The organism is Polaribacter sp. IC066 (assembly GCF_007997085.1).
Classification (GTDB): domain Bacteria; phylum Bacteroidota; class Bacteroidia; order Flavobacteriales; family Flavobacteriaceae; genus Polaribacter.
This window is the reverse complement of the sequence record NZ_VORR01000004.1, coordinates 34599-51062: the sequence shown is the minus strand read 5'-3', so window position 1 is coordinate 51062 and position 16464 is coordinate 34599. Positions and strand designations below refer to the sequence as shown.

Sequence of the window (16464 nt, the reverse complement as noted above, 5' to 3'; positions counted from 1 at the left end):
TTGCGATCCTTGTTTGAAACTCTGGAGAATTAGGAATATTCTGATCAAAAGTTTCTTGGAAATAGTCATTGATTTTATTTTTTAATAATTGCAGCTTCCGAATCCTCTTTTGTCTACTCGTTATTGCATAAAATAAATGAAGTTAGCGTGCACAATACGAATCTTAATTTTAATATTTTTTTTTCGTAATTCTTATTTTATACTCATTTATGATATAGATTCTTACTTTTTGAGAAATGTTAATTTCAATAAAAATCCCGAAGTTTTACTTCGGGATTTTGATAAGCTAAAATTGATAAGTACTATTTTAAAAAAATATTAACTAGCATACTCATTTAACGTTTGTTGTGCAGAAACGAACGGTAAATCTAATTCTTTTTCTGCTAAACCATTTTGATAAATTACTTTAGCGGCATGTTTTGGTTCTTTTTTATTCAGCATCAAAGAAATATCTGATATTGGATATGACTCACTAGTCAATAAATAGTTTTTACCATGTAACCCTTTTTTTGTTGCAGCATTGTAAATACCTTTTGCAACATCCTTTACATTTACCATTGCCATTTCTGCATCCGTATCAAACAACATTTGTACAAATGGATTAGGCGCAATATTATTTTGTATTAAATATTGTAAACCAGTAGAGGTAGAGTCTTGTCTTTGCGACATCGATTTTCCAAAAACACCAACGGGTGATACAGTGGTTATTTCTACATCTAAAGTAGGATGTTTTTTTATAAAGTCATTCACGGTTGTATTGGCAATAAATTTTGCTTGTGCATACGGATGACTTTCTTCGCTCATAAAAGGCGTATCTTTTTCGCTAAATGTATCATTTGATGATTTATTGCCAGCAGGCAATGGGAAGTTCGTGTTATAAGCAGCAACCGAAGCAATTAAAACCGCCTTTTTTACTTTAGCTGCGTTGTTAATTGCCGCTAAAAAATTTTCTGTGCCTTTTAAGGTTGGATCAAATAATTCGGTTTTTGCATCTTTAAAATCTAACTGAAAAGGTGTACCTCCATGCACTACAATATCACAGTCCGATACAAAATTTTCTAATTGTTCTTTATTTTCTACATTTAGCGGAACAATACTTAAATTTTTAGCATTGCCTAATTCTTTTAAATGCGCATATTTTTCACTTTTTGTAATGTCTGTCGAAGAAACTTTAACTTTAAAGCCTTGCTCTAAAAAGTTTTTGGTAACATAACTTCCTATAAAGCCAGAACCTCCAATAATACCTACTGTTTTCATAATTAATTGATTTTTAGTTATTAATATATTTATTTTATCACTAGTTCCCTATTAAACGTATTATTTAGTTTCATAAACCCATTTAAAATATAGGGTTCAACGAATTTTTTAAATGCACCTTGCTTTATTAAAAATGGTTTTATCAATATAAAGTAGACAATTTTATTTTAAGTTATATCGGTTTGTCAGATAGCTAGAATCAAGTCTTGGTTCTAAAAGCCAAGCAATCTTGAGTCTTTTATGATACAATAATGTTATTTCATGAAGTTACACTTAATAGACACCATTAAGAATCTTTAGCAATTTTTTAGCGATGCCTTTCAGGTTTTTGACTATTACTTCTAATTCTTCTTTCTCTAATTCTTTGTTAGCGCATAACCCATAGCTAGAGAAATAGCTAACACGTCATAATAGGTGGTAAGGCTAGCAATTTTACCGTCTGTTACCATTGCCGTTGATTGGTAAGGCATATTCACTTCAATACCATCTTGTGTAAAAATGTAGTTTCCCCAAACAGCAACCCAATCACCTATTAAGTCGCCATCAATAACTCTAAATGTCTGACTAACAAAGTTGTTTTTTTGTTCTGTACGTACTTTATGCGATTCTTTCTAATTGGCAATGAACTCAACTTTTGTTTCTGTTTTACCGAAGTTTGGCCCATTGTGTACAAGGTTTTCAGCGAGTAAGCTAGCAGCTTTATCCATTTTATTATTTAAAAGTGCATCAAAATAGTCTGCAACTACTTTTAAATCTTCTTCTGCAGTATGATTTTCTGTGACTGTTTCTTTATAACTTTTGTTTTGCGCAAAACTGATTTGCCCAATAAGTAGAAATAATACAATTGCACTTGTTTTTATGTTTTCATAAATTTGGTTTTAAATAAATAGTTTTAAGGTTCGTTGTTAACAAAAACTAAATTAAAGGATGTTTAGGATCTTGTCAACCACATCTTAATGTGATATTTAGCTTCTTTATTTCGTATATTTGAAAATCAGCTAATTACTTATTTAATTATTACTTTTGAAAATCATTAAAAAAATTGCTCGAATAATTACGTGTTTTATATTGGCACTTGTTTGCAGTTTTGTGAATGCACAAAATCCATCTCAAATAGATGTGCTTACTACAGAACAAGGTCTACCCTTTAGAGATATTACATCGATAACACAAGATGCTACAGGTGCGATGTGGTTTGGTACAGATATTGGTTTGATACGTTACAATGGTTACAATTTTAAGGTTTATAATTCTGATCAAAGTAATCCTTATTATATTGAAGAGGAATTAATTACAGGAGAGTTGGTCTTTGATAATAAGACCAACGAACTTTGGTATTTAGCAAATGAAAAGCTCTTTAAACTACAATTATCTACAGATAAAGTAATTGCTTACAATCATACACACAATATTAAAGGCAACGTTTTACGAATATTGAAAGCTATAGATGGCAGCATTTGGATTATGTCTGACGATTTTTTATCAGTAGAAAACGGAAAAGCAAAACAGTACCTGCAAAAACTAACAAATGAAAAATTTGAAGTTAGAGCTTTTATAAAAAGACCTAAATATGCTTATAGTAGATTAATTAATGATACACATGGTAATATTTTGTGGAGTGCATCTCATGGAAATTTAAAATTTGATTCTGAAGGAAATTTATTAAACACGTTTCAGTTATCCAATTATACGTGGCATTCTGCCGATTTAAATTTTACGGTGTCTTTTTATAATAGTGATAATATCCACTATTTTTTTCCAAGAAAAGAACTTGGTATTTTTACTTTTGATGAAAAAAAAATAATAAAAAAACACGTATTTAATGATAAAAACCAATTTTACTATGCGATAGAAGATCATCAAAAACAACTATGGTTTGCGAGTAGTAAAAAGTTATATCGCATGAATCTTAAAGGAGAATTTGTTGATTATACAGCGCAATTAATAGCGCGATTTGAATACTCTAAAATTAATTATCTTTTTATAGATGCAAATAAATTACTTTGGGTCGCAACCGACAACGGTTTGTTTAAAATTCAAATAATTGAAGAGCTTTTTAAAACTCTTTTTACATCTAAAAATAAAGGTTGGGCTAACACAATGCGTGGTCTTTTTGAAGATGAAAATGGAACTGTTTTTGCAAAATGTGAGAGTGAAAACAAACTTCTCTACAAAACAAAAAATGGCACTATTGCTACTTTACAAATTAAATTAGATAGTGTATCAAAAGATGCATCAAAATACAGAAGCAATTTTTATGTTTTAGATGACAAAAAGCAGCACGTATTTACAATAGGAGATAATTTACTGAAAATAAATTTGAAGGACGGAACTACTAAAAGTTACCCTCAATTTAATTATAATATTTCACTTAAAGGAGAAAATACATTGATTAAACTTAAGAGTGGTAAAATACTTTTAGGACAAAGTTTAAACAGGTTACTACTTTTTGATCCTGAAACAGAAACTAGTGAATTTATTTTTAAAAATCCAAAAACTGAAACCGATATTGCTGATTTTAGATATTTTAAAGAAAGCAAAACAGATAGTATTGTATGGATAGGAACGCAAAACGATGGTGTATTAAAAATACATCTTAACGGACGTTTAGAAAAACAATATAAAACAGATTCTAAACCAAGTATCTCAAGAAATTTTATTCTTGTTATGGAAGAAGATGCAGATGGGGGTCTCTGGGTGGGCACTTATGCTGGTGGACTTAACCATATTTCTGCAGATGGAAATACCGTAACAAACTATACCAAAAATCAAGGTTTGCCTGATGACACCATTGTAGGAATCTTAACAGACGAAGAACAAAATCTTTGGATTAGTACCTATAATGGAATTTCTAAATTCAATAAAAATACTGAAATTTTTCAAAATTTTTATGATGAAGATGGTTTGTCAAATAACGAATTCAACTACTCATCATTTTATAAATCTATTGCTGGTGATTTTTATTTCGGTGGTATGAACGGTTTAACCGTTTTTAAACCTAGTGAAATCTTAAAAAAATCTAATTCCCCAAAACTACGTTTTTTAGCCGTTTCTGGTTATAATAGCAAGGAGAAAAAGAATTTTAATACAGATTATAGTCAAACTAAACCTATAACTTTAAAAATTTCACCTTATGATCAATATTTTGAAGTTAGCTGGATGATGACAAGCTATTTTCAGAATACAAAAAATACCTATAGCACAAAATTAGAAGGCTTTGAAGATCGTTGGTTCAATCAAGGTAATAAGGCATCCATTCGTTACAACCAATTGCCAGCTGGCCACTATACGTTAAAGGTAAAAGGTACAGATTCTAGCGGAAACGCAAGTGTTATTTCATTATCAATTCCTATTATTGTACAGCAAGTATTTTATAAAAAATGGGGGTTTATTAGCTTGATAATTTTGGCTGTATTCTTGGTGCTCTATGCTATTTTTAAATATAGATTGCATCAGATTTTAGCAATGGAAAGGTTGCGAACCAAAATTGCAAGCGATTTACATGATGATGTAGGTTCTATGTTATCTGGTTTGGCGATGCAAACCGAACTTTTAGAAACGAATGCAAATGATGCAGATAAATGGAAATTACAAAAAATTGCAGTAATTAGTAGAAATGCTATTTCTCAAATGCGAGATTTAGTTTGGAGTATTGATAGCAGAAGACAGACTACAAATGATTTAGTAGAGCGAATGCAAGAACTTGCAGAAGATACTTTATTACCTTTAGATATTACATTTCAACTGGAAACAAGCTCCATAAAACATCCAAATCGAAAATTATCTCCACAGATAAAACAAAATTTATTTTTAATATGTAAAGAGGCTATTACCAATATAATTCGTCATTCAGATGCAAATCAAGTAACGATTAGTATTGTGAATCAAAAAAAAGGAAGTCACTTTACAATAAAAGATAATGGAAAGAATATCGGAAATTGTACTTCTACAGGATTAGGGTTATTAAATATGGAAATGCGGGCGAAGCAGATAAAAGGCAAACTTAAAATTACAAAAGATGCTGGTTTTTGTATTCAAGTATACCTACCATTTAATTTATAATACCACATGAATATGTGATTTTTTTTACATAGTTATTTTTATAACTTTACTTAATAAGTATTTGTGCTACAAATTATTAAAAAATGAATGATTTAAGACTTGCAATTATAGAAGATGATATTTTAGTGCAAGAAAGCTTACAGGCATTTTTTAATACACAGCCGCATATAGATTGTGTGCTAATTACTTCTTGTGTAGAAGATTTTCTTAAAAATGTAGATTTACAAATACTACAGCCAGCTATTTTGCTGTTAGACATTAATTTATTAGGAATGTCTGGGATTAAAGGAATTCCTTTAATCACAAAAAAGTTACCAGATATTGATATTATAATGCTCACAACTTTTGAAGACAGTGATAGCATTTTTAAGGCATTATGTGCAGGAGCTTGTTCTTATTTATCTAAAAGAACACCTTTAAAAAAAATACTTGAAGCGGTAGAGGTTGTTTATAAAGGTGGTTCTTATATGTCACCTTCAATAGCTAGAAAAATTGCAAATCATTTTGCACCAAATGCCTCAAAAAAAGGATTGCTTACTACAAGGCAAAAAGAAATTGTAACGGAAATAGTTGACGGGAAAAGCTACAAAATGATTGCTGACAATTTGTTTATATCTCTAGATACTGTTCGTAGTCATATAAAAAATATTTATAAAGTTTTAGAAATTAATAGTAAAGCAGAACTTATCAAAAAGTCTTATAATAATGAGATTTGATTTTAGTAAAAAATAATCCTGAAAAAAGTTAGACAGTTTTGTTCTTAATTTAAACGTAAGTAATTTTAGGAGGAGATGGCACACTTGCTGTTCACTTTTAATAACATAACATTGTTGTCGGATAAAAGAAACAAGATCGCTTTGCTTTTAGAGCCAACCTGCCTGTCCGGTAGCTAAAGTGTACCCACAAATATACTAACTTTACATTATGATAACAGACATTAACCCTTCCTTCTTTTTTCCTGATTATATTGGATTGATTGGGGATGTACGACTTGAAAGAAGAGCAAAAGAACTATAGAGTAAACTTTCTTTTCATCCAAGTTCTACTATTCGACAGCTTGCTACAACAAAAGCAGAACAAAAAAGTTATTATCGTTTATTAAATAATGATAAGGTAAAAGAAGAAATACTGATTAAAGAGTCTTTCAATCGAATGAGTAGCCTTGCTAAAGGAAGGAATTTATTATGCATACAAGATACCTGCGAAGTAAATTTATCAAAACATAAAGGACGGTTCAATACTGATAGTGGTTTGGGACGTTCAGATAAATCCGACACAGCTCACTGTTTTAAACTTCACCCCATTCTTTTTTAAGTTATTAACAAAGTTACACTTATCAACAAAGAAAAAAAGTAGCACAAAAAGAAATCTCATCATCATAATCATCTCTTCTATTATTTTCTTAAAAGTAACTTTACAAATCTAAAGGCAGGCAGGTTGAAGAGACAGAATTAGAAAATGGATGGGCTATTAGAAAGTTAGTAGCACTTCAAATGACAGCTCTTTTAAAATATTACAAATAAACATTGCCTATGCAGATCCAGAAGGAGGTCGGCCAATAATAGAGGTTTTTAACGCTGATCAAATAGAAATCCTTGAGCTTATGAACAAAAAATTACAAGGAAAAACCATCAAACTTCAAAACCATAACAATCCTAAAACAACAAAATGGGCTGCTTGGATTATAGGACGAATTGGAGGTTGGAAAGGCTATGATTCTCAAGGACCACCTGGAGTAATCATACTAAAAAAAGGATTGGACAGGTTGTCATACATAATAGAAGGAGCTAAACTTGTAAAAGATGAGGGTACACTGTAGCTTCCGGTAGGGAAACAAGATTAGATTATAACTAACTTAAAATTTGATAAAAAAAAAGGATACATTTTTAATTTCAGAATTAATTCTAAAAACAAGGTGTAATTGTAAAAAGCAAGTGCAATCTTTTTATTTTAAAGTACTTTATTAACGAATACTATTTTTAATCGGACACTAATGAATTTGAGTATAAGTGTTTAAATTGTTGATTGCCAATTTTAATATTAATTTTTGCTGGTACTTTGGGTCTGAGTCATAAGAGAGATCTTATTGTATGTTGTTAATTTTTTTTATTGAAAGTTTACTAGCTTTTGAGTGAAATGCTTTAGGGGCTGAATCTTTCGAATCTGCTGAAGACAGTATTTTGTTTTAGTTCTGGTGTTTTTTGCGAGAAGCGAGGAATGAAAGCCCGCTCAAAAGACCTAAAAATTATTAATAAATCTAGTTTTATGTTCAAAAGGTTTTGTATTTTTGCGCCCACTTACCACGCGATGGTAGGATTTTTAATAATCAAGGTCGAGAACCTTAAAAAATTAACAAATTATGTCTGTAAAAATTAGATTACAAAGACACGGTAAAAAAGGGAAACCATTCTATTGGATCGTTGCCGCTGATGCCCGTGCAAAAAGAGATGGTAAATACTTAGAGAAAATAGGTACTTACAATCCTAATTTGAACCCTGCAATTATCGATTTAGATATCGATAAAGCTGTAGAATGGTTACAAAATGGTGCACAACCAACAGATACCGCTAAAAACATTTTATCTTATAAAGGTGCAATGTTAAAAAATCATCTAGTTGGTGGTATTAGAAAAGGTGCTTTAACACAAGAGCAAGCAGATGTTAAATTTGCAGCTTGGTTAGAAGTAAAAGCTACTAAAGTTGCTGATAAAGAAGCAGGCTTATCTAAAGCTGAATCTGAAGCAAAAGCGAAAGCATTTGCAGCAGAAAAAGCAGTAAACGAAGCAAGAATTGAAGCAGCTAAACCAGTTGTTGAAGAGGTTGTTGCTGAAGTTACAGTTGAAGAAGCGGCAGAAGCAGCTCCTGAAACAATTGATGAAGCAGCAGCAAAAGCAGCAGAATAAATTATAAATTTATACGAAGATGCGTAAAGAAGATTGTTTTTATTTGGGCAAAATCGTTACAAAATATAGTTTTAAGGGCGAAGTTGTGATCAAATTAGATACCGACGAGCCCGAGTTGTACACAGAAATGGAATCAGTTTACGTCGAATTTGGCAGTAATCTGGTTCCATTTTTTATTGAAAAAAGTTCACTTCACAAAGGGAATCAATTGCGTGTTCAGTTTGAAGATGTATATTCTGATGAAGAAGCAGATGCTATTTTAAAATGCGGAATCTATTTACCATCAACCATGTTGCCTAAATTATCTGGTGATAAATTTTATTATCATGAGGTTCTTGGTTTTACGGTTGTTGATGTGAATTTTGGTGAAGTAGGGCAAATTGTTCATATCAACGATAAAGCTGCGCAGCCACTTTTTGAGATTGATAGAGAAGGTACAGAGATTTTTATTCCTATGGTTGATGATTTTATCAAAAAAGTAGATAGAGCAAATAAAACAATACAAGTAGAAACGCCTGCCGGGTTAATTGAATTGTATTTATCCTAAATTTAGTTCAGGATTTTAGTTTCATTATTTTGAGTTTAAATAGTAAAGTGTTGAAATCATTTCAGAAATACTGAAGAGAGTTCTTCAAAAATTAGAGAGGTGGCCGAGTGGTCGAAGGCGCACGCCTGGAAAGTGTGTATACGGCAACGTATCGAGGGTTCGAATCCCTTCCTCTCTGCGAAAACAACAAGACGAGTAAAAACCTGTAAATCAATATTTTACAGGTTTTTTATGTTTTTAGGAATATCAATAAAAGTATCAAATTATAACGGGTAGCAGACAGTTTTATGTCTGTTTTATAGGGTGAAAATGATGTTAGATTAATTTTAAATTTAGCTGTTATTGGTTTTTTTAAGAATACTTTTTAGGGTTTGTATTTAAGTATATTTAAACCGCTTTAATGGTTGATAAATGGTGATAAAAACGATTCAATTCTAATAAAATCAAGGCTTAAGGTATCTTTTAATTTTTTCTTCAGTCAATGTATCTACATCGCTAATATTTAAATAAAACCCTTTATTATCTTTTAATAAAGCCTCTAAAGTAAGATTATTTTTCCATAATAATACTTTTCCGCTTAATACATCTGCTCCAGAATAGACTAAAATATAACTTTTAAATAAATCTTTTTCTAGAGGTTTTACTTGAATAGAAAATTGAGAGTAAGAATTACTTTTTTCTTTAAATTCAGAAATTAAATAATTTTCTGTTTTATTAATTCGGCCAATTCCTTCAAAACTTTTGTTATTAATTTTTAAGGTTAATTCCCCAAGGTCATTGTGTACTGTAAATTTGATTGGGATTAAGTAATTATTTTCATCAAGATAAAAGCCAAAATATTCTCCGATTAAAAAGTTTACAATCTCTAAACGGTTAATAGAAACAGAAAGATCAGAGTCTTTATGTGGTAATATACTTTCTACCTCCATCCGCTGTGAATATAAGTGATGGTGAAAAATAGGATTTATATCGGGAGATCTTACTTTTATATCTTGTGTCTCTTTGTCATTAACTTGCTCTAAAATTAATTTACCTATAACAGGGCTGTTGTTTCTATTAAAACCGCAATAAGCGCCTAATAAAATTGGTTTAGATTGCATATTATTGCCATAAAATAAATTCACAAAACACTCTTTGTTTAAACTCGAATTTTCTTTGTTAAAGTAAAAAGACAGTGCACTTTCACCTGTTGGTACACATTTTCCGAAATAAGTATAGAAAATAGGTTTCGAATTCCGTTCCCAATACAATAGTTCCCAAGAAACTGTTTTCATTTTATGAATGGTAAACTTACTCTTTATAAAATATTGCTCGTTTTCAACATAATATCCAACATAGTAAAGCGTATTTTCATTGGTCGAATTATCCTCAATATTTTCTCCTTCTATTTCTCTAGTGGCATCACTAATATATAAGGATTCCTTTAAATATTGTTTGTAGTTATCATATCCTACAGCTATTATTAGCAGCGATAAGTAATCCCTTCTCATTTTTACGTTCTTTCTATTCCCTTTTTCTACTTCTCTAACTTTATTATAAATATATTTACCGTTAATCCATTTAGTAGTTTTTTCGATTATAAATCCTTTTAGGTTGGGTTGTTGATCATTATAATTCCCAAAGCCATACAGCTGAAATACCGTCAACGTTTTTAATTCGATCTCATAATGTTTTGAAAAAGTCATTAATAACTCATTATGAAGGCTTTCTATAAAACCATTTGATAGTTGAATTCCTCTTACATTCATTGATATCTGTTTTTAATATTCTCAAAAATAAAGATATTCCAGTGAAATTCCTATTTGGAATGAATAATATTAAATTAACAGGAATGATGGAATTAATAATAATATATTTTTAGATTTGTTTAACCAATTTTAAATACTTGATAATGAAACATTTATTTCTTTGCATTTTATGCAGTACATCCCTGTTCATTTTTGGACAAACAAATAAAGATATTGGGGGTAAAATTATAGACAAAACAGGAAACCCATTACCCGGGGCCACTATCATCGAAAAAAATAACTCAAATAATGGGGTTACTTCTGATTTTAATGGGGATTTTATTATTTCGGTACGTAAAGAGACGAAAGAGTTAGTCGTTTCTTATTTAGGTTTTGAGAGCAAAACAGTACAGATAACAAGCAATAATTTGTTTATCACATTAATAGAACAACCAAATCAATTAGGCGCTATTACTATTAAAGGTTTTTCTTCAGTAGCAAGTAAAGCACGGGTAAGGGCGCAAGCTATTCAAAGTCTCCCAGAGACCACAGTAGCGGTGAATGCCGAAACAATTGAGTTAAGTGGTATTAATAATATTCAATCATTTACTTCTCAAATATCAAATGTAACTTTTAACGAAGCGCAACAACCTGGGGTTAATTTTTTAACGGTAAGAGGTATTTCGCAAATTAGAAATGCAGAATCACCTGTGGCCGTTGTAATAGACGGAATGACCTTGCCAGATGCAAGTGCTATGAATATGTCTTTATATGATATCGAATTATTAGAGTTTGTAAAAGGACCGCAAGGAACGCTTTATGGCAAAAATGCTATTGCAGGCGCTATTAATATTACGACAAAAGAGCCTACAAATAAGAATAAAACTAAAGTAATGCTTTCTTCAGGGAATGGCGGAATGTTTGGAGCAGGGGTATCTTCTTCTGGTGCTTTGGTAAAAAGTAAATTTTTCTACAGTGTTACCGGTCATTATAATTCTTTTGATGGATTGATTAACAATACTTTTTTAAATCAAAAGGTCGATTTTTCAAAGGAATACAATGTAAGGGCAAAATTGAAATACAAATTTAACCCAAGATGGTCTGCAACGTATGTTCAAGATAATTTTAATATAGATGCAGGTGGTAATTATTATGTAACTAAAACAGATATTTTTGTTGAAGGACCTCCACTGGCAGATGATGATTACTCTAGCGAACCATTTGGTGATGTATTAGGAGATTCAGATCTCTCGAATTCATTGAGTAGTTTTAAATTGGAAGGTTCTTTAGATAAAATGAAAATACAGTCGGTTACTTCTTATAATGCGACCAAAAGATATTACATAGGTGAAAATGATTATTCACAGTATGCTTTTAGCAAAGTATCACAACAAGTAAATTCTGATACTTTTAGTCAAGAAATTAGAGTAACATCAAAAAGCGATGAAAATTCTAAAATTAACTATACTTTTGGTACACTGTATCAAAATAGTAAACGCTACTTAAATACTTCTACTTTTTTAAATAAAACGTATTATGAGGGTGGTTTTGTAGATGCTTCTGCTGAAAACGCGAATTATAGTAATGATCCATTGGTAGGGAATGATGACGATAATACCATAGAGACTTTGGCAGGTTTTGGTTTTTTAGATTTTAAAGTAACTTCCAAATTTACAGTATCTGCAGGTGTTCGGGTAGATTATGACAAACTAACAAATGAATCTCGTATCTTCAATACTTCTCAAGAAAACGATATCACCGTTTGGCAACCTAAATTTTCAGTATCTTATCAATTTTCAGAAAACACCATGGGGTATGCAAATTACGGACGTGGGTATAGAAGTGGAGGATTTAATGCAGATACTACCGTAAAATTTGATAAAACATATAAAGCAGAGTTTACAAATAATTACGAAGTAGGTTTAAAAACAAGCTTCTTAAATAATAGAATTATTTTTAATAACTCTTACTATTATATAGATTTTGAAAATCAGCAACAGTACACGTTTATCCCTGTAACACCCGCAGTACTAGGTATTTATAACTTTGATGAATCTAAAATTTCAGGATTTGAATCAGAATTAAAGTTTAGAGCAACCAACAACCTAGATTTCTTTGCAAGTGTAGGCTTTAATGACGGTGAGATAAAAAAAGGGACGTACAACAGATTAACGAATGCGGCAGCATTTGATTATGAAACTCATGAAGATGTTGATGTTAGCGGAAATACATCGCCGTTTACCATAAAAAGTACCATTCAGTTGGGTGCAAATGCTAATTTTGAATTAGGAGAAAAATCAAAATTAGGATTTCATTTAAATGTTGATAGTAGAGGAACACAATATTGGGATCCTTTAGAGGAATACAAACAAGATCCGTACACGCTGGTAAATGCAAGAATAAATCTAAAATTTGATAAAATAGGAATCAACCTTTGGGCAAATAATATTTTAAACACGAAATTTAATACCGAGTTTTTCCCAACAGCAGAATTTGGTTTTAATAACTTAAGGTTTCCGAATACACCAACAACAGTAGGAATAGACCTCGCTTATACTTTCTAAATTTAGAAAATAAACTATAAACTTTAATAATAAATTTTTCTTCCTATCAATAATTAGATAGGAAGGGTAGATTATTGATGCAAAATTTTAAAAAAATAAATACTTAAAATAACAAATTATGAAAATCAATTGCAACATTTTACAGTTTCATCAAACAGGACAATTAGACGTTTTAAAAATGGACAATGTAACGCTGGAAGATCCAGTAAACGACGAAGTACTATTTAAAGTAGATGCATTTGCGATAAATAGAGCAGATGTGCTTCATTACCAAGGTGCTCATACTACGTTGCCAACTTTTCCTGCACGTATTGGTTCAGAAGCAACAGGTGAAGTTGTTAAAATAGGGGCTAAAGTAACTGATTTCAAGGTTGGTGATAGGGTTACTTCCATACCTTTAAACACAGATAAATATGGAGTGCAAGGCGAATATGCCACGGTACCGCAAGATTATTTATCAAAAGCGCCAGAAAATTTAACAACAGAAGAAGCTTGTTCTATTTGGATGCAATATTCTACCGCTTATTTTGCTTTATTCCATGTAGGTAGCGTAAAAAAAGATGATTTTGTTTTTATTCCTGCTATTTCTAGTTCAGCTGGCTATGGTTGTTTTGAATTGGCAAGAGATGCTGGAGCCAATGCCATTGGGTCTACAAGATCAAGTGCTAAAAAAGAGGAGTTAAAAAAATTAGGGATCCATAATCTTGTCATCACAAACGAGGAGTCTGTTGAGAGTAGGTTATCAGAAATAACGGGTGGAAAAGGCGTTAGCTTTGTCTATGACCCGGTAGCAGGAAACTTTTGTAACGAGTATTTAGACTCTTTATCTATGGGAGCGGTGATTATTATTTACGGATTATTAGATCCGAATCCAACACTATATCCTTTGGTTCCTTTAATTCGTAAAAAAGCAATTATGGATGCATATTCTCAATTCAATCATGTAGAAGACATCAATAAATTGAATGAGTGTAAAGCTTATATTTTAGAAAGAATTAAAACAGGAGCAATTAAGCCTGTTGTGAACAAAGTTTTTGATTTCAAAGATTACAAAAAAGCGTATGAATATATGCTTTCTAATCAGCAGATAGGAAAAATTGTAGTTCGCGTAAGTAAATAAATACCGCGAGGTGTACTCATTGTAGTATCAAATAAGAATACTTTTTTAATATTTTGACGAAGAGTGTTAGAGGTGTTAAATCAAAAATCCCGCTTATAATACTGAACTTGTTTCAGCATCTAGCGGGATTAATTTGCCTTAAACAGACAGGTTTAGATAAATTTTTAAATTTACAGCTTCACTATTTTTCAAAATGGAGTTTCAAAAAAAAACAATAAAAAGATATGAGAGTAGCAACAGATATTGGAGGAACTTTTACAGATCTTGTGTTTTTCGATTACGATCAAAAAAACAAAGAGGTTAAAAATGTAGAGGTATCAAAGGCAAGTACCACTCCAGGCGAATTTGAGAAAGGAATTCTCAACGCCATCGATAAAATAAAACTAGATCTTAGTACTATTGATTTTTTTGCACACGGTACTACCGTTGTAATCAACGCAATAACAGAAAGAAAAGGAGCAAAAACAGCGTTAATTACAACAGAAGGTTTTCGAGATGTTTTAGAAATTGCAAGAGGAACAAGACCCGATTTATATAACTTTAACTTTAAAAAGGAAGCACCCTTTGTAGAGCGATATTTGAGACAAGAAGTTAAAGAACGTATCAATTATTTAGGGGAAATTATTACACCAATTGATGAAACTACCGTAGATAAACATATTGTAGAATTTTTAAAAGAAGGGGTAGAAGCAATTGCAATCTGTTTCTTGCACGGCTATAAAAACCCTATTCATGAAGAAAAATTAGCGAACTATATTCGTGCTAAATATCCACAATTCGAAGTTATTTCGTCATACGAAGTTACTAGAGAATGGAGAGAATATGAGCGTACGAGTTCTACAGTGCTTTCTGCTTATGTAAAACCATTAGCCACAAAATACTTAAACAATCTAACACATCATTTGCAAAAGTTAGGGTATAAAAATGATCTTTATATTATGCAATCTAATGGCGGCATTACCACGGTAGACGATGTAAAGGCAAATCCGATTACGCTTATTGAATCTGGACCCGCAAGTGGTATGCTCGGTGCAGTAGTGTTAGGAAAAACAATTGGTAAAGAAAATTTATTAGTTTTAGATATTGGAGGTACCACCGCAAAATGTTCTTTGATTGAAAACGGAATACCGAAAATTGTAACAACTTACAATATTGAAAAAACAAAAACCCAAGCCGGATTCCCGATACTTACCCCAGTTATTGATATTGTAGAAATAGGAAATGGCGGTGGCAGTATTGCTTGGTTAGATGATGGAGGTAAAATGCGTGTTGGACCAAAAAGTGCAGCTGCAAATCCAGGGCCGTCGTCTTATGGTCAAGGAGGTACTCATTTTACAACAACAGATGCAAATGTTGTTTGCAACCGCATACACAAAGACTACTTTTTAGGAGGTGAATTAAAACCAGATTTCAACAGTATAGAAAAAGCAGTAAAACCACTTTGTGAAACATTAAACATGACGATGCAAGAGGTTGCACGTGGTGTAATTCGCGTTGCGAATTCTAATATGGTTAATGCCTTAAAAAGTGTTTCTGTAAATAAAGGCTACGATCCAAGAGATTTCACATTAGTTGTTATTGGAGGTGGCGGACCCATGCATGGCGCTTATTTAGCGCAAGAACTACAAATGCCAGAAGTAATTATACCTTTAAATGCAGGTGTATTTTCTGCTTTCGGAATGTTAATGTCAGATTTAAGAAGAGATTACATTCGTACCGATGTGATGGATTTGAATGAGGATAAATTTTCTACGTTGAAAGCTGTTTTTCAAGAAATGAAGGATGAGGCTGTGAAAGCCTACGAAAGAGATTCTTATTTAAAAGAAGATATCAAATTTGAATATTATTTAGACCTGCGTTATAATGGTCAAGAACACTCGGTAAAATTGGGTATTCCTAATTTAGACCATTTAAAAATGGATGAAATCGAAAATAATTTTCATCAACTACATACAAAGCGATACGCCTTTAATTTAAAAGATACAACAATTGAAATTGTGAATTATCACTTGGTTGCAGAGGTTATCGTAAACAAACCAATTATTGCCAAAGTTATAGCAAAAGGCAACACAATAGCAAATGCTTTAATTGTTACAGAAGCCGTAGATTTTGATGAGGCAGGCATTCATCAGGCTAATTTTTATGATCGGACTAAATTAGATCCTGAAATGACCATTGAAGGTCCGGCAATCATTGTAGAACAATCTACTTCAACAGTTGTGCCGCCCAAACATCAATTTTCAATTGATGAGTATGCAAACATTATCATTAGCAAAATACAATAA

Annotated in this window: 10 protein-coding genes and 1 tRNA gene; 9 read left to right on the top strand and 2 right to left on the bottom strand. The window is 31.5% G+C overall.

The genetic code is table 11. The annotated features are described in order from the left end of the window. Positions 1 to 318: 318 nt before the first annotated feature. On the bottom strand, positions 319 to 1257 hold the full coding sequence (locus ES044_RS02065; protein WP_147119641.1) for an NAD-dependent epimerase/dehydratase family protein: 939 nt from the start codon (positions 1255 to 1257) through the stop codon (positions 319 to 321). Positions 1258 to 2280: 1023 nt separating this feature from the next. Here ES044_RS02065 and ES044_RS02060 point away from each other — a divergent pair. The 6 genes from ES044_RS02060 (at position 2281) to ES044_RS02035 (ending at position 8946) form a co-directional block, all read left to right on the top strand. Continuing rightward, positions 2281 to 5319 (top strand): two-component regulator propeller domain-containing protein, encoded by a 3039-nt coding sequence (locus tag ES044_RS02060; RefSeq protein ID WP_223269201.1) that lies wholly within the window; start codon positions 2281 to 2283, stop codon positions 5317 to 5319. Between the two features lie 83 nt (positions 5320 to 5402). Further along, the gene (locus ES044_RS02055) at positions 5403 to 6035 is read left to right on the top strand and encodes a response regulator (RefSeq protein WP_147119642.1); all 633 of its coding nucleotides are present in this window, start codon (positions 5403 to 5405) and stop codon (positions 6033 to 6035) included. Between the two features lie 887 nt (positions 6036 to 6922). Beyond that, positions 6923 to 7138, top strand: a complete 216-nt coding sequence (locus ES044_RS02050; RefSeq protein ID WP_147119643.1) for a hypothetical protein — start codon at positions 6923 to 6925, stop codon at positions 7136 to 7138. Positions 7139 to 7678: 540 nt separating this feature from the next. Next, on the top strand, positions 7679 to 8221 hold the full coding sequence (locus ES044_RS02045; RefSeq protein ID WP_147186864.1) for a 30S ribosomal protein S16: 543 nt from the start codon (positions 7679 to 7681) through the stop codon (positions 8219 to 8221). 19 nt (positions 8222 to 8240) lie between these two features. Further along, positions 8241 to 8768: a ribosome maturation factor RimM gene (gene rimM / locus ES044_RS02040; RefSeq protein WP_147119645.1), complete on the top strand. Its 528-nt coding sequence runs from the start codon at positions 8241 to 8243 to the stop codon at positions 8766 to 8768. 93 nt (positions 8769 to 8861) lie between these two features. Beyond that, a tRNA-Ser gene (locus ES044_RS02035) sits at positions 8862 to 8946 on the top strand. 265 nt (positions 8947 to 9211) lie between these two features. On the opposite strand, the gene ES044_RS02030 is transcribed toward ES044_RS02035, so the two are convergent. Then, positions 9212 to 10516: a hypothetical protein gene (locus ES044_RS02030; RefSeq protein ID WP_147119646.1), complete on the bottom strand. Its 1305-nt coding sequence runs from the start codon at positions 10514 to 10516 to the stop codon at positions 9212 to 9214. Between the two features lie 143 nt (positions 10517 to 10659). Here ES044_RS02030 and ES044_RS02025 point away from each other — a divergent pair, with 143 nt between their 5' ends. The 3 genes from ES044_RS02025 to ES044_RS02015 all read left to right on the top strand — a co-directional run bounded on the left by ES044_RS02025 (position 10660) and on the right by ES044_RS02015 (position 16464). After that, complete coding sequence (locus tag ES044_RS02025) at positions 10660 to 13059, top strand: TonB-dependent receptor (RefSeq protein ID WP_147119647.1); 2400 nt, start codon at positions 10660 to 10662, stop codon at positions 13057 to 13059. A gap of 118 nt (positions 13060 to 13177) precedes the next feature. Next, positions 13178 to 14179: a zinc-dependent alcohol dehydrogenase family protein gene (locus ES044_RS02020; RefSeq protein WP_147119648.1), complete on the top strand. Its 1002-nt coding sequence runs from the start codon at positions 13178 to 13180 to the stop codon at positions 14177 to 14179. Between the two features lie 224 nt (positions 14180 to 14403). Continuing rightward, a complete protein-coding gene (locus ES044_RS02015) occupies positions 14404 to 16464 on the top strand; it encodes a hydantoinase/oxoprolinase family protein (protein WP_147119649.1) in 2061 nt (686 codons plus the stop codon).

Excerpts from the sequence above, each read along its gene's own strand:
- ES044_RS02065 (WP_147119641.1), bottom strand. The coding sequence starts at position 1,257 with ATGAAAACAGTAGGTATTATTGGAGGTTCTGGCTTTATAGGAAGTTAT.
- ES044_RS02055 (WP_147119642.1), top strand. The coding sequence starts at position 5,403 with ATGAATGATTTAAGACTTGCAATTATAGAAGATGATATTTTAGTGCAA.
- ES044_RS02050 (WP_147119643.1), top strand. The coding sequence starts at position 6,923 with ATGAACAAAAAATTACAAGGAAAAACCATCAAACTTCAAAACCATAAC.
- ES044_RS02045 (WP_147186864.1), top strand. The coding sequence starts at position 7,679 with ATGTCTGTAAAAATTAGATTACAAAGACACGGTAAAAAAGGGAAACCA.
- rimM (WP_147119645.1), top strand. The coding sequence starts at position 8,241 with ATGCGTAAAGAAGATTGTTTTTATTTGGGCAAAATCGTTACAAAATAT.
- ES044_RS02030 (WP_147119646.1), bottom strand. The coding sequence starts at position 10,516 with ATGAATGTAAGAGGAATTCAACTATCAAATGGTTTTATAGAAAGCCTT.
- ES044_RS02025 (WP_147119647.1), top strand. The coding sequence starts at position 10,660 with ATGAAACATTTATTTCTTTGCATTTTATGCAGTACATCCCTGTTCATT.
- ES044_RS02020 (WP_147119648.1), top strand. The coding sequence starts at position 13,178 with ATGAAAATCAATTGCAACATTTTACAGTTTCATCAAACAGGACAATTA.
- ES044_RS02015 (WP_147119649.1), top strand. The coding sequence starts at position 14,404 with ATGAGAGTAGCAACAGATATTGGAGGAACTTTTACAGATCTTGTGTTT.